The organism is Lysinibacillus composti, from assembly GCF_016908465.1.
GTDB lineage: Bacteria > Bacillota > Bacilli > Bacillales_A > Planococcaceae > Ureibacillus > Ureibacillus composti_A.
The window spans coordinates 49,590-75,154 of record NZ_JAFBDY010000004.1 but is presented as its reverse complement, the minus strand read 5'-3'; the positions used below and the strand labels follow the sequence as shown (position 1 = coordinate 75,154).

General features: G+C 41.8%; 31 protein-coding genes. 3 read left to right on the top strand and 28 right to left on the bottom strand.

The genetic code is table 11. The annotated features are described in order from the left end of the window. The 18 genes from JOD29_RS06620 to JOD29_RS06535 form a co-directional block, all read right to left on the bottom strand. Positions 1-591 (bottom strand): major tail protein, encoded by a 591-nt coding sequence (locus JOD29_RS06620; protein ID WP_018664396.1) that lies wholly within the window; start codon positions 589-591, stop codon positions 1-3. 3 nt (positions 592-594) lie between these two features. Beyond that, positions 595-936: a hypothetical protein gene (locus JOD29_RS06615; RefSeq protein ID WP_039236509.1), complete on the bottom strand. Its 342-nt coding sequence runs from the start codon at positions 934-936 to the stop codon at positions 595-597. Next, positions 933-1,364: an HK97-gp10 family putative phage morphogenesis protein gene (locus JOD29_RS06610; protein WP_039236512.1), complete on the bottom strand. Its 432-nt coding sequence runs from the start codon at positions 1,362-1,364 to the stop codon at positions 933-935. Before JOD29_RS06610 ends, JOD29_RS06615 begins: the two co-directional genes overlap by 4 nt. Positions 1,365-1,369: 5 nt before the next feature. After that, entirely contained in the window at positions 1,370-1,705 is a 336-nt protein-coding gene (locus JOD29_RS06605; protein WP_039236515.1) for a head-tail adaptor protein, read from the bottom strand. Position 1,706: 1 nt separating this feature from the next. Continuing rightward, positions 1,707-2,006, bottom strand: coding sequence for a head-tail connector protein (locus JOD29_RS06600; protein WP_437439940.1), 300 nt, complete (start codon positions 2,004-2,006; stop codon positions 1,707-1,709). 47 nt (positions 2,007-2,053) lie between these two features. Then, entirely contained in the window at positions 2,054-2,266 is a 213-nt protein-coding gene (locus tag JOD29_RS06595) for a head fiber protein (RefSeq protein ID WP_039236521.1), read from the bottom strand. Between the two features lie 12 nt (positions 2,267-2,278). Then, positions 2,279-3,472, bottom strand: coding sequence for a phage major capsid protein (locus JOD29_RS06590; RefSeq protein ID WP_124763835.1), 1,194 nt, complete (start codon positions 3,470-3,472; stop codon positions 2,279-2,281). Positions 3,473-3,491: 19 nt separating this feature from the next. Then, entirely contained in the window at positions 3,492-4,181 is a 690-nt protein-coding gene (locus JOD29_RS06585) for a head maturation protease, ClpP-related (protein WP_124763834.1), read from the bottom strand. Next, positions 4,182-5,426, bottom strand: a complete 1,245-nt coding sequence (locus tag JOD29_RS06580; protein WP_001048933.1) for a phage portal protein — start codon at positions 5,424-5,426, stop codon at positions 4,182-4,184. It lies immediately after the preceding gene. A gap of 43 nt (positions 5,427-5,469) precedes the next feature. Continuing rightward, entirely contained in the window at positions 5,470-7,074 is a 1,605-nt protein-coding gene (locus JOD29_RS06575) for a terminase large subunit (RefSeq protein WP_039236532.1), read from the bottom strand. An 88-nt stretch (positions 7,075-7,162) separates the two neighbouring features. After that, the gene (locus JOD29_RS06570) at positions 7,163-7,351 is read right to left on the bottom strand and encodes a DUF5049 domain-containing protein (protein ID WP_001002418.1); all 189 of its coding nucleotides are present in this window, start codon (positions 7,349-7,351) and stop codon (positions 7,163-7,165) included. Between the two features lie 78 nt (positions 7,352-7,429). Beyond that, positions 7,430-7,657, bottom strand: a complete 228-nt coding sequence (locus JOD29_RS06565; protein ID WP_028988120.1) for a DUF4314 domain-containing protein — start codon at positions 7,655-7,657, stop codon at positions 7,430-7,432. Continuing rightward, positions 7,654-8,346 (bottom strand): hypothetical protein, encoded by a 693-nt coding sequence (locus tag JOD29_RS06560; protein ID WP_001166740.1) that lies wholly within the window; start codon positions 8,344-8,346, stop codon positions 7,654-7,656. Before JOD29_RS06560 ends, JOD29_RS06565 begins: the two co-directional genes overlap by 4 nt. Positions 8,347-8,446: 100 nt before the next feature. Then, complete coding sequence (locus JOD29_RS06555) at positions 8,447-10,606, bottom strand: DNA cytosine methyltransferase (RefSeq protein ID WP_039236539.1); 2,160 nt, start codon at positions 10,604-10,606, stop codon at positions 8,447-8,449. Then, on the bottom strand, positions 10,599-11,840 hold the full coding sequence (locus JOD29_RS06550; protein ID WP_124763833.1) for a site-specific DNA-methyltransferase: 1,242 nt from the start codon (positions 11,838-11,840) through the stop codon (positions 10,599-10,601). Before JOD29_RS06550 ends, JOD29_RS06555 begins: the two co-directional genes overlap by 8 nt. Continuing rightward, entirely contained in the window at positions 11,815-12,996 is a 1,182-nt protein-coding gene (gene metK, locus JOD29_RS06545) for a methionine adenosyltransferase (protein ID WP_148090322.1), read from the bottom strand. The genes JOD29_RS06550 and metK overlap by 26 nt, the downstream gene beginning before the upstream one ends. Before the next feature lie 17 nt (positions 12,997-13,013). Further along, positions 13,014-13,565 (bottom strand): P27 family phage terminase small subunit, encoded by a 552-nt coding sequence (locus JOD29_RS06540; RefSeq protein WP_039236549.1) that lies wholly within the window; start codon positions 13,563-13,565, stop codon positions 13,014-13,016. Positions 13,566-13,676: 111 nt separating this feature from the next. Continuing rightward, positions 13,677-14,036 carry an HNH endonuclease gene (locus JOD29_RS06535; protein WP_124763832.1) on the bottom strand — a complete coding sequence of 120 codons (360 nt, stop codon included), beginning with the start codon at positions 14,034-14,036 and terminating at the stop codon, positions 13,677-13,679. Positions 14,037-14,320: 284 nt separating this feature from the next. Between JOD29_RS06535 and JOD29_RS06530 the strand changes: the two genes are divergently transcribed. Next, complete coding sequence (locus JOD29_RS06530) at positions 14,321-14,512, top strand: helix-turn-helix transcriptional regulator (protein ID WP_027625332.1); 192 nt, start codon at positions 14,321-14,323, stop codon at positions 14,510-14,512. Continuing rightward, entirely contained in the window at positions 14,505-15,080 is a 576-nt protein-coding gene (def, locus tag JOD29_RS06525) for a peptide deformylase (protein ID WP_090411893.1), read from the top strand. Before JOD29_RS06530 ends, def begins: the two co-directional genes overlap by 8 nt. Positions 15,081-15,273: 193 nt before the next feature. Here def and JOD29_RS06520 read toward each other — a convergent pair whose 3' ends face one another. The 9 genes from JOD29_RS06520 to JOD29_RS06480 all read right to left on the bottom strand — a co-directional run bounded on the left by JOD29_RS06520 (position 15,274) and on the right by JOD29_RS06480 (position 22,634). Then, complete coding sequence (locus JOD29_RS06520) at positions 15,274-15,687, bottom strand: DUF1492 domain-containing protein (protein WP_090411895.1); 414 nt, start codon at positions 15,685-15,687, stop codon at positions 15,274-15,276. After that, positions 15,684-15,902: a hypothetical protein gene (locus tag JOD29_RS06515; protein ID WP_000338537.1), complete on the bottom strand. Its 219-nt coding sequence runs from the start codon at positions 15,900-15,902 to the stop codon at positions 15,684-15,686. Before JOD29_RS06515 ends, JOD29_RS06520 begins: the two co-directional genes overlap by 4 nt. Further along, entirely contained in the window at positions 15,902-17,263 is a 1,362-nt protein-coding gene (locus tag JOD29_RS06510) for a DEAD/DEAH box helicase (RefSeq protein ID WP_240033595.1), read from the bottom strand. Before JOD29_RS06510 ends, JOD29_RS06515 begins: the two co-directional genes overlap by 1 nt. Next, entirely contained in the window at positions 17,244-17,525 is a 282-nt protein-coding gene (locus JOD29_RS06505) for a VRR-NUC domain-containing protein (protein ID WP_124763831.1), read from the bottom strand. The genes JOD29_RS06510 and JOD29_RS06505 overlap by 20 nt, the downstream gene beginning before the upstream one ends. 219 nt (positions 17,526-17,744) lie before the next feature. Further along, positions 17,745-20,111, bottom strand: coding sequence for a virulence-associated E family protein (locus JOD29_RS06500; protein ID WP_124763830.1), 2,367 nt, complete (start codon positions 20,109-20,111; stop codon positions 17,745-17,747). A gap of 5 nt (positions 20,112-20,116) precedes the next feature. Further along, positions 20,117-20,542 (bottom strand): DUF7768 domain-containing protein, encoded by a 426-nt coding sequence (locus JOD29_RS06495; RefSeq protein ID WP_074050012.1) that lies wholly within the window; start codon positions 20,540-20,542, stop codon positions 20,117-20,119. Next, the gene (locus JOD29_RS06490) at positions 20,542-21,294 is read right to left on the bottom strand and encodes a phage antirepressor KilAC domain-containing protein (protein WP_124763829.1); all 753 of its coding nucleotides are present in this window, start codon (positions 21,292-21,294) and stop codon (positions 20,542-20,544) included. The genes JOD29_RS06495 and JOD29_RS06490 overlap by 1 nt, the downstream gene beginning before the upstream one ends. A gap of 382 nt (positions 21,295-21,676) precedes the next feature. After that, positions 21,677-21,895 (bottom strand): hypothetical protein, encoded by a 219-nt coding sequence (locus JOD29_RS06485; protein ID WP_039236448.1) that lies wholly within the window; start codon positions 21,893-21,895, stop codon positions 21,677-21,679. A gap of 25 nt (positions 21,896-21,920) precedes the next feature. Continuing rightward, on the bottom strand, positions 21,921-22,634 hold the full coding sequence (locus tag JOD29_RS06480; protein WP_071396131.1) for a GAP family protein: 714 nt from the start codon (positions 22,632-22,634) through the stop codon (positions 21,921-21,923). A gap of 103 nt (positions 22,635-22,737) precedes the next feature. Here JOD29_RS06480 and JOD29_RS06475 point away from each other — a divergent pair, with 103 nt between their 5' ends. Next, a complete protein-coding gene (locus JOD29_RS06475; RefSeq protein ID WP_015926218.1) occupies positions 22,738-23,337 on the top strand; it encodes a TetR/AcrR family transcriptional regulator in 600 nt (199 codons plus the stop codon). A gap of 284 nt (positions 23,338-23,621) precedes the next feature. On the opposite strand, the gene JOD29_RS06470 is transcribed toward JOD29_RS06475, so the two are convergent. Next, on the bottom strand, positions 23,622-25,556 hold the full coding sequence (locus JOD29_RS06470) for a DNA polymerase (protein WP_124763828.1): 1,935 nt from the start codon (positions 25,554-25,556) through the stop codon (positions 23,622-23,624). Between the last annotated feature and the right edge of the window lie 9 nt (positions 25,557-25,565).

Sequence of the window (25,565 nt, the reverse complement as noted above, 5' to 3'; positions counted from 1 at the left end):
CTATGGTTCAGGTGTATATACAGGTTCATAGACCTCAGTGAACCAGCCTGTTATGGTGGTCGATGAAACACCCGGATCACCTTCTGTAACTTCCGCTTTCCATGGGTGCTTGCCCAATCCATCCAGCTTATTCCTACGCATAACAGTTCCTTCAATGGTGGGTGTTGAAAAGGTAATGGAATCAGCCTTTGTCTGTAAGTTGGTAGCTGGTAGTCCAAACTTAACGCGATACAGCCAAAAATAGCGGTATGTTCCGTTAGCCCTTTGCGCACGAAACCCTACTGCAACTGGTGTACCCACGTTTTCACTGGCTGAGATTAATACCCCGTTGTCATCAGTAGAAGCTCCAGTTAAATCCGCTGCGACTGTCGGGCCAATGTCGTCTACACCGAGAGTGAGAGTACCGCTATTAAAGTCTTTCACAACCTCAGCTGCGCCATCGTCAGCATACAGAATTGCTTCCACCAGTTCTACCGAGAGTTCAGCAGTGATGGCTTTTGCAAGTACAGAAGGTTGGGCATAAGTTTCCTCACCGTTAGCGTCCTCGGTTATTTTTGAATAGTACAGTCTATCAAGACCGATCGTTGCCATGTGTTATTCCTCCAATCTATAGTTTTTAGCCACATCGATGGCGTAATGATGATATCCAGTATCATCCTCGTGACCGATATATCTTCGTTCTGTCACAGTAAACTCTGCATTTATTAAAGAAGTTGTGAGCTGTCTTTTCCGCCTTAGATAGTTATTTTTAGAGAACAGTGATATCCTCGCTTCCTGCACATCAAAGCCTGGACGGTTATCAGCATGAACTTCAAAAATATCCGAAAGAGGGAGAATCACGACATACTCATCTGGTGCCAAACCTGAAAAAACCCCGGTTTCCACGGGAAGCGGTATAGTGGAAACAAGGGTATTCAATTCCTCTAAAATATTCATATTTTCTCGATCTCCTCCTCCAGCTTGGCGACCATTGCGTTGATGCAAGGTTTCCTGGATGTATTCCTCGCAGGCTTTAGGAAGGGTTTTGCAGGCTGACCATGTTTGCCATATTCGATGATGCTGGCAAGTTTAGCATTGCTCTCACCGTCAGATCGCGGCTCAGCAAAGCCAACTTTTACATTGAAGTTACCGTTTCTATCCTGCTTTGCACTCGAGAGTCCTAATGAAGATAGCAGCTCGCCCGTACTTTCAGATGGATATTTCGTGCCCTTGCCAACCACCTTACTTAGATTTCCTTTAACTTTATCCAGCACCACTTCACCGCCAACTTCCAAAACCTTAGGAAGAATCACATCGGTCTGGTCAGCTAATCGAGATACCTTTAAAAGGAATTCTTCTGGCATCTTTATATTCGCTTTTGCCATATCCATCACCTCACAGTTGGTTCTAGCTTTTCAGCTAAAACCTCGACATACATTCCTCGATTTCTTACATCCTCAACACTTAAAATCTGATATCTTCCATCATCACAGACGATGACCATTTCATTCGTCACCTTAAGTCCGAAGATTTTCCTGAACCTGAATAGGGAAGTTGCAGATGAAAATGATGCCATATTCGTCCACCGTTCACTGCCATGCCGATCTTCCTTATAAGCAAGTACACTAGCGAGTATGTTGTCACCTTTTGTGGCGAAGCCTTCCTCATCCTTTATTGGTACCGTACAGATGATATCGATGAAGGTGTTCATCTTTCCAAAACTCATACTAAACACCCCACTCTCGGTCAAGTCGTAAAAGTAAGTTCACTGTGTTCCATACTTGTTGCCCCGCCTGTACACTATCTGCAAAGAAACCTGCCGTCGAGCCATCCCTGCTTTCATAGAAATGACTCGACAACATAATCACTGCCTGTTCTGTTGTTGGAGGCATGGCATGGGTTTCATAATAGTTTTCAGGAACATGCTGATAGCTCTGTGCATATGAAACTGCAGCAGTGATAAATCCAATAAGGAGGGAATCATCCTGATCATGCGTTAAAATTAAGTTCGCTTTAACTTTAGGCAAGAGATTATCTGCCACTGCCATACTACCAACCTCCTTTACATTCCACCTTAGTCAGTCTCCATAAGCCCCGCTGCCTTTAGTTTGGCGAGCAGAGAATTGAAGTCCGTAACTAATCCAGCAACATCGGTAGCTATGCTGTCTGCCTGATTTTCAAGAACAGGAAGCCCCGTAACCGAGGCCCCCTCTTTAATTTCTAAAACGCCACCGATAACAGTTTTTTCTCCGCCTTGTTCGGTATAGTTCTTCGTGTTATAACTCATAAAGCACCTCCGTTAGGCTTTCTGTTGGAGTACCTTAACGGCCTCCGGTAAGATAAGCTTTCCGTCAACTCGTTGAGTCGCAATAAATCCTACTTGACCTGTGACAGCATAGAGTTCATTTAAGCGTTTGAATACTCGTCCTTGACGGTCTGCCACCCAGTAATAACTAAAATCACCGAATACCACAGTCTTTGCACCTGCTTCAATAGTAGGTACATATGCTGAGGTGTACAGCGGACGGTTAAGGATCATATCAGGTGTTCCTGCCTGGATGGAAGGTTGCCATAGGTATTGCCCATTACCGTCTTTCAATTTACGAATAGCCTTTATTGTGGCATCGTTCATTACGAATACTGCCTTATTACGATAAGGTGCTTTCAAGCTGTAGAATAAATCTAAAACCTCATCCAAAGTGATGGCAGTGGCACTTGCCGCAGTAACACCAACTTGACCGCCGCCAGTAGCATTCAGAAGTCCTGTTGGCTTCCCTGTACCGTCACCTACAAAGAAGGCTTCCTCCTCCTTGTTACCAATGCGACGTGCGAATTCTCTTGTGATGTAGCTTTCGAGATTAAACACGGAATCATTTAGCAGTTCCTCAGAGACTTTGATCATCGTTGCTAGTTTATAAGCACCGATAGATACTTGACCGAAGCTGTCATCACTTTCAGGAATAGCTCCTTCCTCATCAATCCAGCTCGCAGTGCCTTTGCTTGCAACAACAGGAATCTTACGGTCACCAGAAGATGTAGTGATTACATTAGCCAATCTACGGAAAATATTTTCTTCCTCAAGAGCTTCTACTAGAGTACGTTCAAACTCATCTGGTACAAGGAATCCGCCTTCAGAATCAGTGCCAATCTTTAGAGCGTTTCTTACTTCATAGCTAACATTGTCACGCATCGCATTCCAGAAAGCTTTTTTGTATTCAGCACTTGCACGACCGGTCTTTTCCTCTCCAGTTCTAGTAGGTTCGTTGGTAATTGGGTTACTGGTTGCTTTCGACAGTTCCAAGTCGATAGATGCTTGGCGTTCTAAACGTTCAATTTCCTTACCAAGAGCCACCACATCGGCTTCCATTTTTTCATAGGTTGTCGTGTCCTCAGCGGATAACAGTCCATCACCGCCACGTTTTGAATCAAGGAATGCCTTTGCTGCGTCCCAAGCTTTAGCGCGTTTCTCACGCAATTCAAGAATTTTACTCATTGTTATTTCCTCCTTAAAATTAGTGCGAAATTAAAGAAAGCCGCTTATCCAGCGACTCAATGGGTGTACCTGTTTTCTGTTTTGGTTGTTTTGGCAGTTTGCTGATAAGCGAGTTAGTAACCGCCATCCTGCTAAAGATAAGACTATCCGTCAAATCCGGTGTTTCACTTTCCATGAACATGATCTTGTCTGCAAAACCAAGTTCAATGGCTTTATTTGCATTCATCCATGATTCTGCATCCATCAGATGAGAGAGTTTTGTTCGAGAAAGGCCCGTCTTTAACTCATAGGCATTAATAATACTTTCCTTGACCTCATCTAATAGAGCCTTTGCTCGCAGCATTTCCTCACTGTCACCGATAGCAATCGTTGATGGGTTATGGATCATCAGCATGGAAACAGGGGACATATATACATCTCCACCAGCCATTGCAATAACGGATGCCGCACTTGCCGCAAGCCCATCAATCTTTACATTGACTTTTCCGGTATACTCCATCAGCATGTTATAAATCTGGGCTGCTGCGAACACATCACCACCAGGGGAATTAATCCACACCGTAATATCGCCGGTGCCTGCCAGCAATTCATCTTTAAAAATCTTAGGTGTGACCTCATCGCCCCACCACGTTTCTTCGGATATCACTCCATTTAAATAGAGGGTACGTTCTTCATCAGAATCTCGCACCCAGTTCCAAAACTTCCTCATTTACTGACCTCCTTCGGTTTTGGCAAACGCACCTGCGTCAGCCAGTTTTGTCATATTTCCGTTAACCAGATATAAATCGCCGCCTTCCTCAGCCGGTATTCTGTTCATGTCCTCCAGTTCACGGATATCGTTGGCTGACATCCAGCCATTTTGACGACCTGTAGCGTAGCCATTCATACGACTTTGGTAATCACCACGAAGCAGACCGTCCAAATTGAACTTGATAAACAGTGAAGTTTTCTCAGAAGGCAAAATAAGCGATTGCTGGAGACTTTGTTCCCATCGCACCACCCAAGGATCGAGGGTGTATTTTACAAACTCCAAAGACTGCTGCTCAATATTGGAGAAACTGGATTTCTCTAAATCTCCCACCATATGGGGCGGTACTCGGAAAATCCTCGCAATCTCATTAATTTGGAATTTCCGTGTTTCTAGGAATTGTGCCTGTTCAGGCGGGATACCAATGGCTTGGAACTTCATGCCCTCTTCCAACACAGCAATTTTGTGAGCATTGCCTGTGCCTTGGTAGGCACTATTCCAACTATCCTTGACCCTCTGTATATCTTTGATTACTCCTGGGTGTTCCAGCACACCTCCGGGATTAGCACCATTGGCAAAGAATGCCGCACCGTACTCTTCAGTAGCAAGTGACATACCGATTGCATTTTTCGCCATAGCGATTGGGCTATAGCCAATGAGTCCATCAAAACCTAAGCCAGGTATGTGTAGAACTTCATCTTTACGGAGTGTGACATAGCCACCTTTTGGGTTTAGGCCACTTTCATCAGTATCACGATAGTAGGTATAGACCAGCTCTCCGTTTGTTGCTCGACTAACTTCCATCTTGTTAGGAAGTAGGGGATAAAGTGCAACTGCCTGCCCACGACCGTTTCTGACCACCTGTGCATAGGCATTTCCCCAAAGTAAAAGATGACTCATCAGTGTTTCTCGAAACACGAATGAAGTCATCTCTGGATTTGGTTCATCATGAAGAAGGTAATACAGCGGATGGAAAGGAATCCTTTCTTTACCTCCATCAGAACGATATCTATATACATGAAGTGGCAGTCCGGCAATCGCTTCAGCTAATATCCTTACGCAGGCATACACTGCTGTTGCCTGCATTGCAGTACGTTCATTAACCATTTTGCCAGATGACGTACCGCCAAACAGGAAGGAGAACGCACTACCCACACGATTTTGCGGTTTGTCTCTTGAACGAAACAGTCCTTTTATTAGATTCATAGGCATCACCTCCGAATATAAACATTGTGCTAACCATTAAGGTTTAAAAGACAATCAAACCTCGCTCGTCATACACCGAATCTCCACTATTACCTGAGCCACAACGAATAGCACGATCAAGTGCCATGATAGTTGCCACCGCGCCATCTATTTTTTCTGTACTTTTTTCTTTATCCGGCTTCACGTTGCCCGCCGGATCAGTTTTTATAAAGATGTTGTCCATCATCCAACGAAGTACTGGATGCCCACCGTGCGCTATTCTTTCTTCTAATGTCAATTTCATCAGTTCTTTGGTTGGTGGTGACATATCTTTAAAGCCTTGACCGAAAGGAACGACAGTAAAGCCTAATCCTTCAAGGTTCTGAACCATTTGAACAGCTCCCCAACGGTCAAAAGCAATTTCTCGAATGTTATACTTTTCTCCAAGTTCCTCAATAAACCGCTCAATGTAGCCGTAATGTACTACATTGCCTTCTGTAGTTAGAATATACCCTTGCTTCTCCCAAAGATCGTATTGCACATGGTCTCTTCGGACTCGGAGGTCAATGTTGTCCTCTGGCATCCAAAAATACGGAAGAACAACGTATTTATCTGTTTCATCCTCCGGTGGAAACACCAACACAAAGGCTGTAATGTCTGTTGTAGAAGATAGGTCAAGACCTCCATAACATACCCGCCCTTCAAGACTTTCTGGAATAACTGGAAATGCACAGGCATCCCATTTTGCCATTGGCATCCAACGGACAGACTGTTTAACCCATTGATTCAAGCGCAATTGCCGGAAGCTATTTTCCTCAGCTGGGTTCTGCTTTGCACTTTCACAAGCAGCCCTTACCTTGTCAATCCCCACCGTAATTCCCAAGCTTGGATTTGCTTTCTTCCACACTTTTGGATCTGTCCAATCATCCTCTTCTTTGGCACCATAGATTACGGGATAAAAGGTAGGATCGTATTTTCTGCCCTCAATAATATCAACCGCTTTTTGGTGTGTTTCGTAGCAGATACTCTGAGTATCCGTCCCCGCAGTGGTGATAAGAAAATACAGCGGTTGGGTCCTTGCATCCCCAGATCCTTTCGTCATAACATCAAATAGTTTCCGATTTGGCTGAGTATGAAGTTCATCAAAAACAACACCATGTATATTGAAGCCGTGTTTGGAGTAGGCTTCAGCCGACAATACCTGATAGAAGCTGTTGGTCGGCAGGTACACCAATCGCTTAGTTGAAGCAAGCAACTTTACTCGTTTATTCAGCGCTGGACACATCCGCACCATATCGGCTGCTACTTCAAATACAATTGATGCCTGCTGGCGGTCAGCGGCACAACCGTACACCTCTGCCCGTTCTTCACCATCACCGCAAGTGAGGAGAAGCGCAATTGCTGCGGCAAGCTCGCTTTTTCCCATCTTTTTAGGTATCTCTACATAAGCAGTGTTAAACTGCCGATATCCATCTGGCTTTAAAATTCCGAATAAATCACGGATTATTTGCTCCTGCCAATCGATAAGTTCAAAAGGCTTACCTGCCCATAAACCTTTCGTATGGGAGAGTGCTTCGATAAAAGCTACAGCGTAATCAGCAGCATCCTCATCGTAATATGAACCATCAGCTATAAAGGCGGTCGGCTTATATTTCTTCAGTTTCCGCATAAACACCGCCCCTTTATGAAAAAGGACAAAAGAAAAGAGCCTCAATCCTATAGATGAAGCCCTTCTTCTTATCCTAGTTTAATTTTATTTACTTATTTTCATCCACTTCCCCCGTCAGTATGAAATGAGCATATTCCGCTTTATGGTCTATTATATAAACTACCAATTCATAAAACCCTCGTTCATTTGCTTCATACTGGACTCGGTTCACATCAAACATATTTGTGACTCCACTTTCTCGGATGGAAAGGATTTGTTCCTTGATTATTTCATTCATTAGTTGACTCCTTCGAAAACAATACTACAATATAAATCTACATATTTACTGCCACAATTGGCTTAAATTGTGTATGTTTTACTCTTCGATTTTCTTGCATAAATCCTCACCAAAGGCCACTCCAAGAGAGCCACCGGAATCCCAACTGACATGAATCGTTCCTATGTCGTCAACACTAGTAACCGTACCTTTAGATCCAGTTTGAAGTTTGGTATAAGGGTCGTTCATTTTAAGTAGCATGACACGAGTTCCTGGAGTGTAATAGCTTCTTAGTTGCTTTAACATTTCAGGGTGAATGATATTCATTGTTCACTCACCTCCTGCTTGAACGTTCCGCTTTTGAAAGCGGAGCTACCTGAAAGCCTCGAGAGGAGAATCTTTCGTCCCATCTTATATTCTGGTCCTATAAAACCAAGCCTTAGCAGGAAGCAACGGAAAGCGTACTTTTCATTCTCTACTGATTTCTCGGTGGAATTGACACGGGTCTGTTTTTTCGCCATTTCGCAAAGTGCCGTGACAAAATGGGTGTATGCCTTAACCTCCTCTGAGGCGCACTTACCTTGAAACCAAGGGAAGGTGACATATTCCTCATCTTCAATGATGGGAATGGAGTCCGTATCAAGTGCTTTCTTTATAAGAGTAGCTTTACTTTCTACTAATCCTTTTAGGTTCTCGATTGCCGTGTCGGTAAAATCCGCCCGTGGCATTTGAATTATCAGATTGATAGATTCTTCCCTTTCATTTACTTCTGCTTTCGGAAGTGGTGTGTCAAATTCTTCTGAAATTGCTTTGAGATCGTGAAATCTCAATAGATCATCGACCAGTTCCTTATTGTCTGGTCCACTTAGAACTCCGTTTTTGTTAACATTGTAGTCTGCCACCTCATATGCAAATGTAGGTGCTCCGAGATATTTTACAGGGGCATTTAGTTCTTGGCTGATTGCGTTAACCAGTGCTTTTCTTTTTGGTCCTGTAACATTATAGTTAATCTGCATTTTCATACCGCCTTTCTACTTTCGGTACGTACATATATCACTCTAAAAGCTGTTATTATCAAGTCATTTAGAGCATCTTTCTGTAGAAAATACGTTTCCATTAATCGGCGGTATTTTGTGTAGATAACACAATGCCAGTCAGCACAAAACAAACGCATGGAAGTGCTACACCATTACCCCACATTTTGTATTCAGCTGAATCAGAATGAGGATTGTTAAGCCATTTTATAATCTGATTTCTTGTTTTTGGCTTTTTACTTTTACCTATAATTTTGCGGTGGGTTTCCCAAACCTCCGTCCAGAATGAAATTTCATCTTCTGTAGGATTTTCCGTACCAAGGTCATCACACCAATCATCGGGGAAGCCTTGCAATCTTGCACATTCCGTTGGTGTAAGCCTTCGAACAATATAGTCCAGTTCAACCAATCCATTTTGATAGCCTGGATTGGTGCCATTGATAATCGTATTTGATGTACCGTCCTGTCTGTAGCATTGACTTTCAGCTTTCATCTGAGGATAAAATGATGCTGGTTGTGCCACTGCTCCAGGACCTTTTGCTGTAAGCGTAGGTTGCTGTTCTTCATCTATAGTCGGTTTATAAAGAGCGTTCTGTCCTTGATTAAAAGCCGCCCGATCAATACCGTAAGAAGGCTGAGTCACAACAGGAGCATCCTTATAATCTCTCGACAATAGAGTAGGTGCTTTATCTTCTTCAACCTGTGCATAGGCTCCGGTAGTCATGGCATAGGCAACAGCATGACGATCAGCGGTATTAAGTGTAAAAGAAACCTCTTCATCTATACCGCTTCCTTGGGGACCGTTTTTATCCTCTCTTCCAATCATCGAGCCTTGAAGAGCAACCACTGCAATACCACCTTGATTACATCCTGGATTTCCTCCATTGGCATCAATGGTTCGAGAAGTATCCGCTTCATATATACCGCTATGCGGATTGCTAGACTGCATGGAATTGCTTTTATCAGAGCAGATGCCATATGCGGTAGGCACAAAAACGGTTTGATCATTATTGCATCCAAGAGTTGCAGACTTATCATCTTGTATCAATGCACCCTTACCACCGCCTTCACAGCCGGAGCGGATTTTTAACGTTTTAGGAGTGTTCATAACAAGGGGGACATTCCCTCCACCAGTTCCCATCCGAGAGGTCAGCGTCTGTACTTTATTATCCTCGGAAAGTTTCACACGGCTATCAGTTGGATGATTTTCTATTACAACTGCCGTTTGATTATCTCCCATGTTTGCACGAAGTGATCCACTTAAGTTTTCGTCAGTATGACCACCAACTCGAGAAGCAGCGCCCGGTTCAAAGGACATGACTGTACCTGGAACAACACCTGCTCTAAGGGTAGGTGAGCGTTCTTCCTCATAACCAACACTTCTACTCTTGGCGCTGTGTTCGGTACAAAATCCACTTGACTGCATTATGCAAGGCTGATGTCCATGTTCCTCTGCACGAAGCGTTGCAGTAATATCTTTAGAAACAGACATCACTCTTCCGCCTTGGTCATTTAGGCAAGTTATGCTATCGCCTGTTTTTCCAGTGCAGTTTTTAGCATTGTCGGCAGTTCTTTGCCACGGGCTGCCGCCAGGCGTAAAATTCCTTGGCATGCCTTCGGACTCAAATAGTATTTCTCCGGCACATTTGTCTGCAAAATCTGCGACAAGGTAGATTCTACGACGACGTTGGGGGACTCCGAAATATTGCGCATCGATAGTTCGGTAAGCCACACTCCATCTGTCTCCCATATAGATGTCTGCGTAAGGCCATCGTCTTTTTTCAGGAAAAGGCACCGAGGTGTTCGGCTCTTTGACGCTGATGACCGTTTCGAGGACTGCCTTGAAGTCTTCTCCTTTATTTGACGAGAATGCGCCGGGGACATTTTCCCATACTGCATACCTTGGATATTGTCCATTGGTCTTACACCTCATTTCCTTGATAATTCGGATTGCTTCATAAAAAAGGACGGATTGCTCTCCATCCAGACCAGCTCTTTTACCCGCCACACTCATATCCGTGCAGGGAGAGCCAAAGGTTATAATATCTACAGGCGGAAGCTCCGCACCATTCAATTTGTTGATATCCCCATTATGCTTCATCTGAGGGATGCGTTTGGTCGTAACCCGTATAGGAAACGGCTCAATTTCAGATGCCCATAAAGGCTCAATGCCACAAAGCAAACCACCTAAAGGAAAACCACCACTGCCATCAAATAGGGAGCCAAGTGTCAATTTACTCATCTTCACTCACCACTGGCAAATCACAATATCGGAATTTCGAACCATCTCTTAAAAGAAACACACCATCAGAATTTCCGACTTGCTCAATATACCTTTTCACGATGACATCGCAGTACTTTTCATCCAGTTCAATGGTGTAACAGATTCTATCTGTCTGCTCACAGGCAATCAGTGTGCTTCCTGAACCACCAAAAGGATCAAGCACGATACAATTAGAAAGGCTTGAATTCAAAATAGGGTAGGCCACAAGTGCAACTGACTTCATCGTAGGATGATCACTGTTTTTCTTCGGTTTCTCAAATTCCCAGATGGTGGTCTGCTTTCTATCGGAATACCAGTTATGCTTACCTTTCTTTTTCCACCCAAAGAGAATAGGCTCATGCTGCCACTGATAAGGGGAGCGACCGAGAACAAGGGACTGCTTTTTCCATATACAAGTACCGGAAAGATAAAACCCCGCATCAGAGAATGCTCTTCTAAAATTGAGTCCTTCGGTATCCGCATGGAATACATAAATAGAAGCGTCCTTTGCCATCGCTGCTTCGGTGTTCTGAAATGCTGCAAGCAGGAAATCGTAGAACGCTTCGTTAGCCATATTGTCATTTTTGATTTTTCCAGCGGTGCCTTCATAGTTAACGTTATATGGAGGGTCCGTAACTACCAAATTAGCAGTTTTCCCATCCATCAAGACATCAAAGGTGTCTTTCTTTGTACTGTCTCCGCAGACTAATCGATGCTGCCCAAGTAGCCAAACATCCCCTAAATGCGAAACAGCGGGCTTTTTCAGCTCGCTGTCTACATCGAAATCATCTTCTTTTATATTATCCTTAAGGGAATCCTTGAAAAGATCGTCCAACTCTCCTGGGTCAAAACCTGTCAAAGACACATCAAAGTCTGAAGCATTTAAGTCCGTGATGAGAAGTGCTAATTTGTCTTTATCCCAATCACCACTTATTTTATTTAGTGCAATGTTCAGCGCCTTCTCCTTTTGCTCATCCATTTCAACAACTACGCATTCTATCTCATCCATGCCCATACTCAGCAGGATTTTCAAACGCTGATGACCTCCGATGACTCTGCCTGTGGTCTTATTCCATATTACGGGTTCTACATATCCAAACTCCTCAAGGGAGCGTTTTAGTTTCTCATATTCCGGATCACCCGGTTTTAAATCCTTCCTTGGGTTATAATCAGCGGGGATGAGTTGTTTAGTTTTTATCTTCTCTATCAACATACTTTTCCACCGCCCTTCTAAATTCACTGTACTTATTTACATCCTCCCACGGGAATAGACAACTATTAAAGTGACCATAAACAGCTGTATCAGAGTAAATCACATTCCTTAGACGCAACTTCTCTATGATTGCCGCAGGTCTTAAGTTGAAAATCTCCTGTGCAGCAAGAGTTAATATTTCGTCAGAAACAATACCTGTGCCAAGGGTATTTACATAAAAGGCTACAGGATTTGCCTTACCAATGGCATAGGATATACTAACTTCACATCTCTTTGCATATCCACACCAGACGATATGCTTTGCAATGTACCGAGCCATATAGGCACCGCTTCGGTCAACTTTGGTGGGGTCTTTACCACTAAGTGCGCCACCTCCATGGGATGCAAGTCCTCCATAGGTATCAACCATAATTTTTCTACCAGTTAAGCCTGTATCGGCAGCGGGACCACCAAGAACAAACTGACCAGATGGATTGACGAGAAGTTCTGTTTCATCATCAAAAGGGAAATCCTCAAAGCATTGCCATAAGACATTGTTAAGAAGATCTGCCTTAAGTTCTTCCTGTGTTTTATTCTTATCATGCTGCACAGAAATCACAATCGTCTTTATTCTCACTGGAGTGTCCCCTTCATATTCCACCGTCACCTGCGCTTTACCATCTGGGTGGATACCTTTTATCAGTTTCCCTTTTCGGCAATCATCCAGTCTCTTTACAATCCTGTGAGATAGTACAAGGGGTAGGGGAAGCATTTCTCCTGTTTCCTTTGTAGCATAGCCATACACAGTTCCTTGGTCTCCAGCACCTATCGAACCATACTGTTCGTTTATCCCATTTCTTACTTCCAGTGCAGTATCCACACCAGTTGCAATATCTACACTTTGTTTGTGTACAAATACATAAATCAAGAATTTAAGAGGGTTGTATCCAACCTCTTTAAGGACATTCCTAACAATGTATCGGATGTCTATTTTCTCGCTGCAGGAGATTTCGCCCGCCACGATAATTTTCCCTTTGGTTGCCATTACCTCACAAGCGACACGTGATGCTTTGTCTTTACGTAAACATGCTTCTAAAATGCTATCTGCTATGATGTCGCATAGTTTATCAGGATGTCCAGCACATACACTTTCAGCTGTTAAATATCTTTTACTCATTATATATCTCCTCATCTTTATTTTCCTCTGCGGGCAGATAGCAGTCGCTCCATCACATCGTCCTGTGGGTTTAAACCAGAATACTCTGTAGCACAATTCTCTTTAACGATTTGATAAATCTCCATCCACAATCTGTTTGTCTGACTCATAAAGTTCTGACTCATAGCTACATATGGACTTTGAATAGCATTGCCGGTAGTTGGATGCTTGGCAAGAAAGCCAAACTCAGTTACCGCCTCCTCACACTGTATCCATCTGGCCGCACTCATGGCATATCGTTCTAGAAGCTGTGGGAGCACCAAATGGGCACAGCCTCGCTCCTCAAGCCATTTCCAAGTAATTTCATAAATCTCGCTGGCTACTAGGGTTTTCCCGTCCTTTTGCACCGCTGAGAGCATGGCCCTTGGCTTTGGCATTTCCTGCCCCTTCAGGTCAGCGGTATTTTGGAACTCAACGACTTCAAGCTTTCTCTTACCTGGATTTCCCTGTGCAATTTTATCAGCAAGTGGTTTCTTTTTTTGACCAGAGCCTATACGGGCACCGCCACGATTTGTTCCATCTTTGGCCATTCACTCACCTCTTTTCGTTGATGGGTCTATTACCCTGTTTGAAACCGCGAATTTTCACGCGTTGCCCCACGCCCGTTACACAAAGAAAAAGCTGTGGAGATTTGACTCCCCCTACCGGGTTCCCCAACGGTCTCCATCTCTTGCCGTGATTGCAGAGTGGCAAGGAGTACAAAGAGCCATCAGATTACTTCTATCGTGAGTCCCTCCTCTTGCAAGAGGAAGAATGTGATGGACTTCATTTGCAGGGGTCAGCTTTCCTTGTCGTTTACATTTCTCACAAAGAGGATGAGCTGCAATGTAACGGTCACGTATTCTTTTCCAAGCACGACCATAACGCTTACGGGTTGCTGGGTCACGGTCATACTTTTCATACCGTGCGGCTTCCTTCTTGCCATGCTCTTCACAAAAGCGCTTGTCGGTTAGCTCTGGGCAACCAGGGTAAGAGCACGGTCGCTTAGGTTTCTTTGGCATACTTGCACCTCCTTTTGCCCATAGAAAAAGCCCTCGCAGGAGAAATGCTCCCGTGAAGGCTTCTGTTTATTAATATTCCATACTACCATTATATAACTTTCACTACGGACAAACAGTGTCATTGTGTGCCAAACTGTGCCAAAGTGTGCCAACCTTTTACGAGCATTCAGATTACTGCGTACAAAAACCACTAATAGATACATTGAAATGTCCAAATTTATTGACATATTTATTGAAATTGTTATAATAAAAAATGTCCAATATCTTTGACATAGGTGATACTGTTGAAAAATAAAATTAAAGCAATACGGAACAAATTGGGGATAACACAAGAGCAACTTGCTAAGAAGTGTGGAGTTGTTAGACAAACAATAAATTGTATAGAGAATGATAAATATGATCCCACACTAGAACTGGCATTTAAATTATCAAAAACGTTAAAAGTAAAGGTAGATGAATTGTTTATTTATGAATAAATTTCATTCAAATTATATGATAACAATGGAAGATATTGTGGGTGAAGGTAATGATATCTTACATCGACCAACACTAGAAGTGATGGTACCTCCCTCTGAGGAAGATAAGGAAACATTAACTAGTATGATGAATTTCTTAAAAAATAGTCAAGACCCCATTCTATCCAAAAAATATAAATTGCGTGGAGGAGTTGGATTATCCGCGAATCAGATTGGCTTGAATAAGCGAATGTTTGTAGCGTATTTCACTGACGAGAGGGAGAAAGAACATGAATATACTCTTATTAATCCAAAAATAATAAGTCATTCAGTTTCTATGATTTACTTACCACCAAGTGAAGGTTGCCTTTCTGTTGATCGAGATATAAATGGATTCGTCCCAAGATATGAAAGAATTAAAGTGAAAGGGTTTAATTTAGAAGGAGAAGAAATAATATTAAAACTCAATGGCTATTCCTCTATTGTTATTCAACATGAAATAGATCATCTAAATGGAATTATGTTTTATGACCGTATCAATAAAGATAATCCTTTCAAACTACCTGAAAACTGTAAAAGTTTATACTGAAATCACGCATTAGGCAGATACTCAAAGCAGGTAAGAAATGAGCTGTTGTTTTGACAGCTCATTTTAATTTAATTAATCATTAAAAGTGAAATACTAATTATTTGAATCACTGCTATTTTCCCACATTGACTAAAGGTAGTGGAGAAGATGGCCTTTTGACCCTCTTCCCTCACTCTTTTCAGGTTACTCCTTTTTATTTAGGCACCTTTAAATGCTGCAATGCAGATGAATGGAGTCTATGCACGGTTCTCATAGAAACATTAAGGTTAACACAGACTTCTTCCCAGTTAAGAAAGTTAATGTATCGGTAGCGAAGAATCAGCTTCTCATCTACGTTTTCCATCTGGTTAATTGCTTCACGGATATCTGATTTAAGCTTTACTAGCCGTTCAACCTCTTGTTGTATCTGTTGCTCCAAATCTACTATTCTAATCACATACTTTTCAAAGGGTGGGTCAGTACACTTGGTTCGACTGACTTTTTCCTCAAGAACGGGGGATGAAACACTTCTTGATAGTTCCCTTAAGTTTTGTAACTCTTCAAGGTCGGAATTAATCAATTCATTCAGACGATAGGCCTGTTTTAAGAATTCCTTAGCTGTCATCATCGCACCACCTCCTCTTGTAGCTGTTGGATTAACATGTCAGGGTTTAGAGAGGTGAGGACATTGAACAATTCAGAATGAAAGAAGCACTCCACCTCACGTTTCGTATATAAAGCAGAATCATTGCGAGGGTGTTTTGCTAGTCTTTTTAATGCAAAACGATAATCCTTAACTGCCTGAAGAATAATGGCATTTGCCAGTTTTTCAAATGCATCCATCATACGGCATCCCTCGCTTTCCCAAGATTTGCTTTGACCGCATTAATAAGCTCGGATTGTGTCTTGTCCTTTCGTTTCAAGGCTCCCATCACATCTTCATCGATTGTGCCTTTAGTAATGATGTGATGGATTACTACTGTCTCTTTTTGTCCTTGTCTCCAAAGTCTCGCATTGGTTTGCTGATAGAGTTCCAGACTCCAAGTAAGTCCAAACCAGATAAGCGTTGAACCTCCACTTTGTAAGTTGAGACCGTGCCCCGCTGATGCAGGATGGATAACTGCCACAGAAATATCACCGTTGTTCCAATCCTTAATATCCTTGGAAGTTTTAATTTCTCTGACATTGAATTTTACCTTAATACGCTCTAAATCGTGATTATACCAATAGGCAATAAGCACAGGTTTGCCGTTAGCACCTTCAATTAAATCCTCAAGAGCATCTAGCTTGCGGTCGTGGATAATATGGGGGTTTTTATCATCATCATAGATAGCACCGTTTGCCATTTGCAGAAGTTTGCCTGAAAGGACAGCTGCATTCATGGCATCTATTTCTTCATCGCCAAATTCAAGGACCATCTCTTCACGAAAGTGATCATATACTGATTGTTCTTTTTCATTTAGATAGACAGGTACTTCATTGATCACGCATTCTGGCATTTTGAGAAAATCTACCGACTTCATGGAAATGGTAATATCTGAAATGAGCCGATATATGGCATCTTCAGCACCTGGCAATGGTTTATATGAAAACACAATCTGCTGATTTCGTTTATCCGGTGTAAAGTAGGAATTGCGGTAGTGTGTTATGTACCTGCCGAGTCTTTTACCCATGTCGAGAATACGAAACTCTGCCCACAAATCCATTAACCCATTACTGGAGGGTGTACCCGTAAGACCCACAATCCGTTTTGCCCTCGGTCTTACTTTTAGTAAACTTTTAAACCTTTTTGCGCCATAGGACTTAAAAGATGATAGTTCATCAATGACCACCATATCGAAATTAAAAGGAATACCGCTTTTGTTTACCAACCAGTCAACATTTTCTCTGTTTATAAGATAGACACTTGCAGGCTTCCTTAGAGCCGCCAATCGCTCCTGCTCTGTACCGATTGCTACCGAAAACTTGAGTCCTTTTAAATGCTCCCACTTATTTATCTCAGCTGGCCAAGTATCCCTAGCTACTCGAAGTGGAGCAATAACCAGAACCTTTCCAACTTCAAAACGATCAAGACATAGGTCAAATATAGCAGTTAGAGTAATGACGCTTTTGCCAAGACCCATTTCTAAAAACACCGCAGCAATGGGATGCTCTAGAATGAAGTTCGTTGCATAGGTCTGATATTTATGAGGATTGTATTTCACCCAGTATCCCTCCAATCTGCTTAACATCATCAATAACATAGCAGGCAAAGCCTAACTTCTGTAATTGCTTTATTCTTCTAATCTGTAACAGGCGAGGTTTCTTTCCGGGAGCCTTTAATTCCACAAATGCTATCTTCCCAAGTGGTAAAAGCACTAGGCGGTCTGGCATCCCATCTAAACCTAGACTAACAAACTTCGCAGCAATGCCTCCCATCTTTTTTACCTCAACCACCAGTTTCTTTTCTATATATTTTTCAAGCATAAATACCTCCCATATAAAAAGGCTCGGAACAAGAAAACAACTTTGACCCAATTTTCCTATACGCGCGTGTATACGTGTATGCACAGGCTACTATTACTTCTTTTTACTATTTATAAATAAATAGGATACTTCTTGTTCCACTTGTTCCGAACCGTTGATTTTCCTTATCATTACTAACTTTAGGGAAAGAACCAGTATGGGAACAATGTAAGGTACAACTTAGCGTTGTTCCTCGACTCGGGAATAAGCTCGTTGCTTTCCGTAGACAGGAAACGTCACAACACCATTCTTGTTCCCAGTGTACTTGTTCCACTCACTGATCTTTCTCATAATGGCACCGATGGCATAGGAATCTGAAGGCTTTAGCATGGATGCCTCTTTACCGAAACACTCACACCAAATTTCCATATTGCAGACAAGGGTTCTGTGTACTGTTCCAACCCGGGTGCCGCCGCCAAATTCGCTACCGCCAAGGAAATTTCTACGCTCGTACAAAGACATCGTGTCCCAATCATCCGGCAAGAGCGTATCCAAGTAAGTACGAACTAGTCCTTCTCGTTCATCTGTTTCCATGGCATCTGCCTGTTCACTAGTTGCCATGGATACATCATCACCTTCAAGGTAGAGTTTTTCTCCTTTCTCATAAAGAACTAGTGCCTCTGCCCAAATCTGCTGTACTTCCTCTTTAGTCATCTGCCAAGCTTTCTTTTTACTGTTGCCGCTAATGCGGACTGGCCAGAATCTACGGTTACCCGTAATATCCCGAAGAAATCCGCTTTCGGCATTGGTAGAACCTACAATCACGCATTGACGGGGATGGCTTTCCACGTTGACTCCATAACTGGCACGGTATTTATCATCCGCCCTCGAAATAAAGGACTTCACAATCTCCACATCCGTCTTACGCATTCCAGCAAGCTCACCCAGTTCTAACAACCAATATCCCTGAAGTTTTTCAGCACCTGATTTATCTTTCATGTCCGTAATGGTCAAACTATCTGAAAACCAATCCCCTGCAAGCCTCGCAAAGAAGGTTGACTTACCGATACCTTGAGGACCGTTTAAGATTAGAACACTATCAAACTTTGTACCTGGTCTATAAATGCGGGCTACCGCTGCAACCATCGTTTTGCGAATAATTGCCTTTGTGTAGGAATTATCTGTTGCACCGAAATAATCAATTAGTAGATTTTCTACTCGGCTAATACCATCCCATTTTGGCAGGGAGTCTAGGTACTCCTTAACAGGATGGTATGCTCGTTCTGATGCTACTGCTAACACAGCATCCTTGGTCTTGGTAGGAGAATAGACACCGTATTTGCTGCTTAAGTACACCTTAAGAAGTGCATTGTCCGAATCATTCCAACCCGCCTTAAGCTGTTCCCAAGGCAGACCACCTTTGGCATCAATACCATCACGGTGGCAGTTGAAAGCGATATGCTGTAAATCTTCATCATGACGAATAATCAAGACGATGTTATCCAGTGTGTCTTTTATCCGACCTTGCTTATCTAGTTCCAAACCTGTCTGCCAATCCTCATCCCTAAACTCTTCTTCAGCCTGAGCCTGTCTTTCCTTTGCGAACTCAGCTTTTACCGCTTCATCTTTTATAGCAAACTCGCACATTGCCACAAAAGACGGCATCCTGCCAGGAGCCGTAGTAGTGGAAGCTCTATCATCTAAAGAGCCGAATTTATGAATACGAACTAGATCAAAAGCATTGAGGAGCAGGCCGCTTGCTGGATCGGTGGCATGGTGGCTGTATGCAAATTTATCATCATAGATAATCACACCCGCACTGCTGTCAGCTGGAATATAGTCATAGCGCCCTTCCATAGCAGATGGCGCATAAACTGTACCTAAAAATTTATCAATTGCTTCACGAACGGAATAGGCACGACAGAAAGTTCCTACCACACCTTCCTTTAAAAGCGGATCGGCTTGTTCTTTAAGACTGCGATTAATAACCTCAGACTGCCTGCTTGATACTGGCCAAGTTGACGTATCTCGCCAGTTTTCATATTTTGCAAGATAAATATCCGGGTCAAGTAATGCTCCATCCTGCTCTTCGTAGACAAATTCACCATTAGAGGAAGTGGATGGCCAATACATAAGGCGATGGGCTTCATATGTCGTATCATCAAAAAGGTCAATACCGATTTCTTTTGCCACCATACGTCCAACGGCTGCATATTCTTCTTCACTGATCTCGCGGGCAAGAGGAACAATAAGTCTGAGTCTTGGATTTTCCGGTGTGTGCTTATGAGTGGAGTAAACGCAACATTTGAAGTCAAAAAGCATGCTGATTTGTTCCCAGATATCCGGTCTACCGTAATCCATATCAAGGGTAAGCAAAGAACGACACAGAACATTGCCCTTCTTTCGCCTTCCTTCTTTTAAATGTCCCCCGACAAAGCCGCCCACGTCTTTGATATCATCTTGCTGGCCTTTTTTAAGTTTCCGATATTCTTCTACCGTTTCTGTAGTACGTTGGGTTGTCTTTACACGGGAGCAAAAATCCCCCCAGGAGATATCTTTGTTTTTCCATTTCCTGTCCATCCGACTATTGCCCACTGCAATTTTCATAAACTTTAGACCTCCTCATGCTCCGGACTAAAATACCTGACCGTTTGTCTGCGTTTCTTGGCTACTTCAATCTCCCTTGCCATACCGCTTGAGATGGTATTGCCCAGCACCCACACCTCAGAGCATTTGCCCATAAGAACGATGTCCATAAATATGGCAAGCTCTCGTTCCTCTGGGTTTTCATCATCCATAAACTGCGGAAACATAAGGTGGGGAGCAATTGGGATACAGTTTTGGTCTAAGGCAAACCTGCAAAAACTGCGAGCCTTTTTAATGTTTCCTTCTACATCACCGGAATAGGGAGAACAGATATATACAAGTGGCTTAAAGGCAGATTTTTTCTCTGCCTTTTCCTTTCTCATTATGTTGGTCAGTGCTTCATGGGGAGTTGGGTCATGGTATCCTTCATGGTTAAATTTGTTGATCCCCATTACACACCCTCCATTTCTATCTGAGGCAAAATACCGTCCGCCTTCATCAGTTCGTAAATGAAGAGTCTGCCTTTTTGAGTCCAATATGTATGGACCTTTGTATGCTGTTCACCGTTACTGCCAAGGTAGCTATGTGTCTTAGTACTGGTGTAGCCTTTTTCCGCATACTTCTGATATAAAAGCCAAATGCCGCCTTGTTTAAACTGGATGCCCTTTTTATTAAGATAGCGGTTCATCCAAATAGCTGACTTGCCGTAATCTTTGGCAATTGCTGAGGTGGAAATGAGGTCTTTACAATTTAAAACTACATCGTAATAAGAGACTTTCGGTTTCATTTCTGCAATTTGCTGATTCTGAACAGCAACCGTACCTTCAAGCACTTTATTTTGATTCCTTACTTGAGTTAGTTGTTGATTGGCAAACTGTAATGCCCTTGCCATGATCGCCTCAGGGGAATTCCATCGTCTTTCTATTTCAAGAAAGTATTGACGGCATTGTTTTCCTTTTGGAGTACGCTGTATCATACATAGCTCTTTTGCCATATCAATTGTTAACTGATGGTCTATGCTTGGTCTGCCTCCAGTACTTTCGCTCAAAAATGAGCTAAAGTCTGACCCTTCCTCAAATCCGTACTCACACATTCTTGGAAACCAATCTTTATAAGCGGTCTTTACTTCCAAGGCTTCATGTAAATCACGACCGAGTACGGTTGGTCGTTGATTTTCATAATTGATTTTTACTAATTCGTCCATACGAATTACCTCCTGCAATATAGTCAGAGGAAAGTTCCTCTACCTAATAGCCGCAGGAGGTAATCAATGTTGAGGATTTTGAAAAAATAAATTATACATCCGATTGTTTTTCGGAATTTGAGTATGTAAAATAGATTTAAAAGTTGATTCAGTAATTTTCTACTTTAACAAACAGACTAGATTGATAAACAAGAAATGGTAACGTAAACAGTAATAGGCCTATAGAACTGGAGCTAATAGGAAAAGAGAAAAACAGTCATTTTGGTATCATATTTTATCTATGACCTGGATGAGTAAGGTTGGTAGAGCCTGAGGAGAATCAATTAAAATAAAAAATACAGAGCGAGAAATTCTCACTCTGTATTTTTTATTTTTGCATCGTTCACTTATCGCTTTTACTTGATGTTATTTTACGAGTGGCTAAAGCTATGATCCCACCAACTGCAATAAATACAATGTCCAAAACGATTTCCAACCCTTGAAACGCATCAATATAATTTACTAAAAACCAACTTTTTCCTCCATTAGTCAAATGATTGATTAATCCGCCTACTCCCTGAATAATAAAAAGTAGACTGAGTCCACTGATAATTTCTTTCATAATGAACACCTCTTTAATATTTTTTCTAATTTAATATGCCTCTAAGACCGATATTAAAAAAAACTGCACCTATGACTCCTGTCGCTACCAAGAGTGAAGAGATTGGAGCTTCATTTAATTTTGACCTCATTTTAACAAGAAATTGTTGCAATCTTTCTTTAAATATAATATTAACCCCTAACAGTAATATAGAAGGAAGCACCATTACTAGATTGTATCCAATAATCATTAAGATAGCAGGTGTAGTCTCAATTGTTTGATGATTCATTAAAAAGATTGAATAAAAGTAAGGCAATGCCGTTACAAATTCAATTAGGAAAACAATGATTCCTAGTATAATCATCCCTTTAATTGTTGTATTTTTGGGGATAAATGAAATTAAACGTTTTTTTGTAGTCTCTTTTGGTTTACTGAAGCTTATTAGAACAAGAACTGCTCCAAGTAGGATATAAAACCAATTGATAAAGTCAAACTGAGACAATTGTTCTATTCTCTTCAATAATGAATTTCCACCAAAGTAGAGTAATAAGCCCGTGATGAAATAGCCTAACTGCGTGATGAATAAAAACACAAATAAACGAGAAGATAACTGATTCGGTTGTGTCAGTAATAAATAGGCTGTTACAGTCAGTACACCGGGACTTAAAATATCAATTAAAGCACACAAAGAAATAATCATTAATGCTGAAGAAATGTCTAATGATGAAGAAGGCATCAATGCTTCAATAGTTTCGATCAAACAAACTAGTCCTCCTTTAAATATTGTGGTATTATCTATTTAACACATCGTGCTATAAAAAGATAATAACACACTGTGCTAAATAAAGGAAGTGATTTTTATAATGCCAAAAATTGTTGATCATGATGAAAAGCGCAAACAAATTGCTGAGGCTGCATGGAATATTATTAGGAAAGAAGGGGTTGAGAAAGCGTCTATACGAAGAGTTGCAGCTGAGGCAGGGATGTCTTCTGGTGCGTTAAGACATTATTTTTCAACTCAAGATGAAATGTTATTATTTATTATGAATTACTACTTAGAAGAAGGGAAAAAACGTTCTCAAAATAAAGAATGGTCAGAAAACCCAGTGCAGGCAGTAGAAGAAGTTTTATTAGAGCTAGTACCAATAGATGAAGAAAAGAAAATTGAAACGAGCGTTTGGTGGATTCTTGCATTACGTTCACTTACAAGTGATACAATAAAGGACAAAAAAGATGAAATGACGGACGGTACATATGAATTAGCAAATTCAATGATTGAAATCTTAGCTCTAAAAGGCGTATTATCAGATTCAATGAATGCAGAATTAGAAAAGAGTAGGTTAACGGCATTAATAGAGGGATTGTCAATTCATGCTTTATTAAGACCTGATGTATACTCTCCAGAAAAGGTGAAGGAAGTTATTCGTTATCATTTAGAGACACTCTGCAATAAAATCAATTAAGCTAATCGGTCGATGTATCAATTATTGTCCCATGTGTTTTTAATAGATTTAGTCTTACCCCTTGATTTATTATTAACTTTATAGAGAGAGGAGTCAAAATCGGTTCTTTCACTATATTTCTTCAAGATTCGAATTTTAACCCTTTATTCCACAAAAATGGAGCGTTTATTAAACAAACAAGATAGCACGTACCGGTCATAAAATAAGTGCTATCCTGTTTTCATTATTTAAAAATTGAAGGTCTTTTAACCTCCTCCCACACGATTATCCGATTACCAATTAATTTAATCTTTTTGATAAAACTGACACTCATAACCATCAGCACTAAGCAACAGGCCATTTGCCCATGTTGGCATCTTAGCCATCTGTTCACAGATAGCGGAAAGTGACGTCCCCATATCTGCCTCGATGATAATTTCATCGTGTACATGAGCCACAATGGAACAATTCTTTAATGTCTGCATGGCATGACACAAGATGTCACGACTGATTGCTTGAACAATATTCTCTACAAATTTGGGACCGTAGCTTTCGATTCTTTCCCATTTCTTCGTTCCACCGACACCTTCATAAGTAACTGACTCACCGCCAAACATATTCTCTCCCATACGAGGTTTCACATAGGCAAGCCGTCTACCAGAGGGGAGGACAATAAAGAGCATTCCACTTTGATATATAAATTTAATGCCGTGTGTCTCTGTAGGAGTTTTTTGCTTAACACAAGTTTTTACTGCACGGTCAACATCCCACCAAAGTTTTGTGATATTGGGATTGGATTGTCTCCAAGCCGTTACAAGGGGCTGAAGTTCCTCTTCTTCAATTCCCATCTCCAAAGCACCCATTGATTTTAATGCTCCAACAGATCCACCATAACCGAGGGCAAGTTCGGCTATTTTCCCTTTCTGACGAAGGTGACCGTTCACACCATGCTTTTCAACAGGTACATTAAACATCTGAGAGGCACTGGCACAGTAGATGTCACCGCCGTTTTGGAATACATCTATTCTCCATTTTTCACTTGCAAGCCAAGCAATGACGCGAGCCTCAATCGCTGAAAAATCTGCCACAATGAACTTCATACCTTCTCGCGGTATAAAAGCAGTACGGATAAGTTCCGACAGTACCTCTGGGATTGAATCATAGAGTAAAGTAAGAGCATCAAAGTTTCCGCTTCGAACAAAAGCACGAGCCTGTTCCAAATCGGGCATATGGTTTTGGGGTAGATTTTGTAACTGAATTAGCCTGCCAGAGAATCTGCCGGTTCTGTTGGCTCCGTAAAACTGAAACATTCCTCTTGCACGACCGTCACTACATACCGCATTCTCCATTGCTGTGTATTTTTTCACCGATGATTTTGCAAGTTGTTGCCGAAGTTCCAAAACAGTGCCTAGTGGTTCAGGTGCTGTCTTTAACATCTCAGCAACCGCTTTTTTACCAAGTGTATCTGTTTCTAGCCCATTGTTAGCAAGCCAGTCTTTCATTTGTTGTACAGAGTTTGGATTCTCTAAATTGGTTATTTCTTGCATTGTAGCCATTAGCTTTTCACGGGAATGTTCATCCATCACAACAGCCTGTTTTACGAAAGCCATGTCAATGGCAATGCCACGATCATTGATTTCTTGGTCGAGATGATATTCCTTCCAGATATTTTCCGGCACCAGAAACTTGGATAACCTTTGTTGTATTGACATCTCGGCTTCCACATCACGAAGGTTATATGCTTTAAACCGCTCCCATTTATCAATGTCGTGTTCTGGCAAATTACGAACTCGACCACTATTAGATTTTGTAGGGGAGCAAGGTGAACAGAAATATTTAATAAGGTCCTTACCCTCAGTTAGCTTTTGTTTCTCCAAACCTAGAACCGCCCCGACTCCCTCCAAAGAAAGAGGTAATCCCATATATGCCGACCATATCATGGAACATTTCCAGGATGCGGGGTCAAGATATTCTTTAAGGTTAAGCCATTTTGATAGACACACACGCTCAAACATTGCGTTGAAAGCCCACTTGGTAACGGAATCATCCATAAGTGCGTTTATAATTTCAGCTGGGATTTCCTCTCCGCAGGCAAGATCAACAACTTGTACTTCACCAGAATCTACCGAATAGCCAAATAGTAGAATTTCAAAATCATCACTCTCGGCATAACGGTAAACTCCAGACTTTTGAAGATTGGCACTACTAAATGTTTCAATATCAATAGAAATAGAATTCATGTATTACCG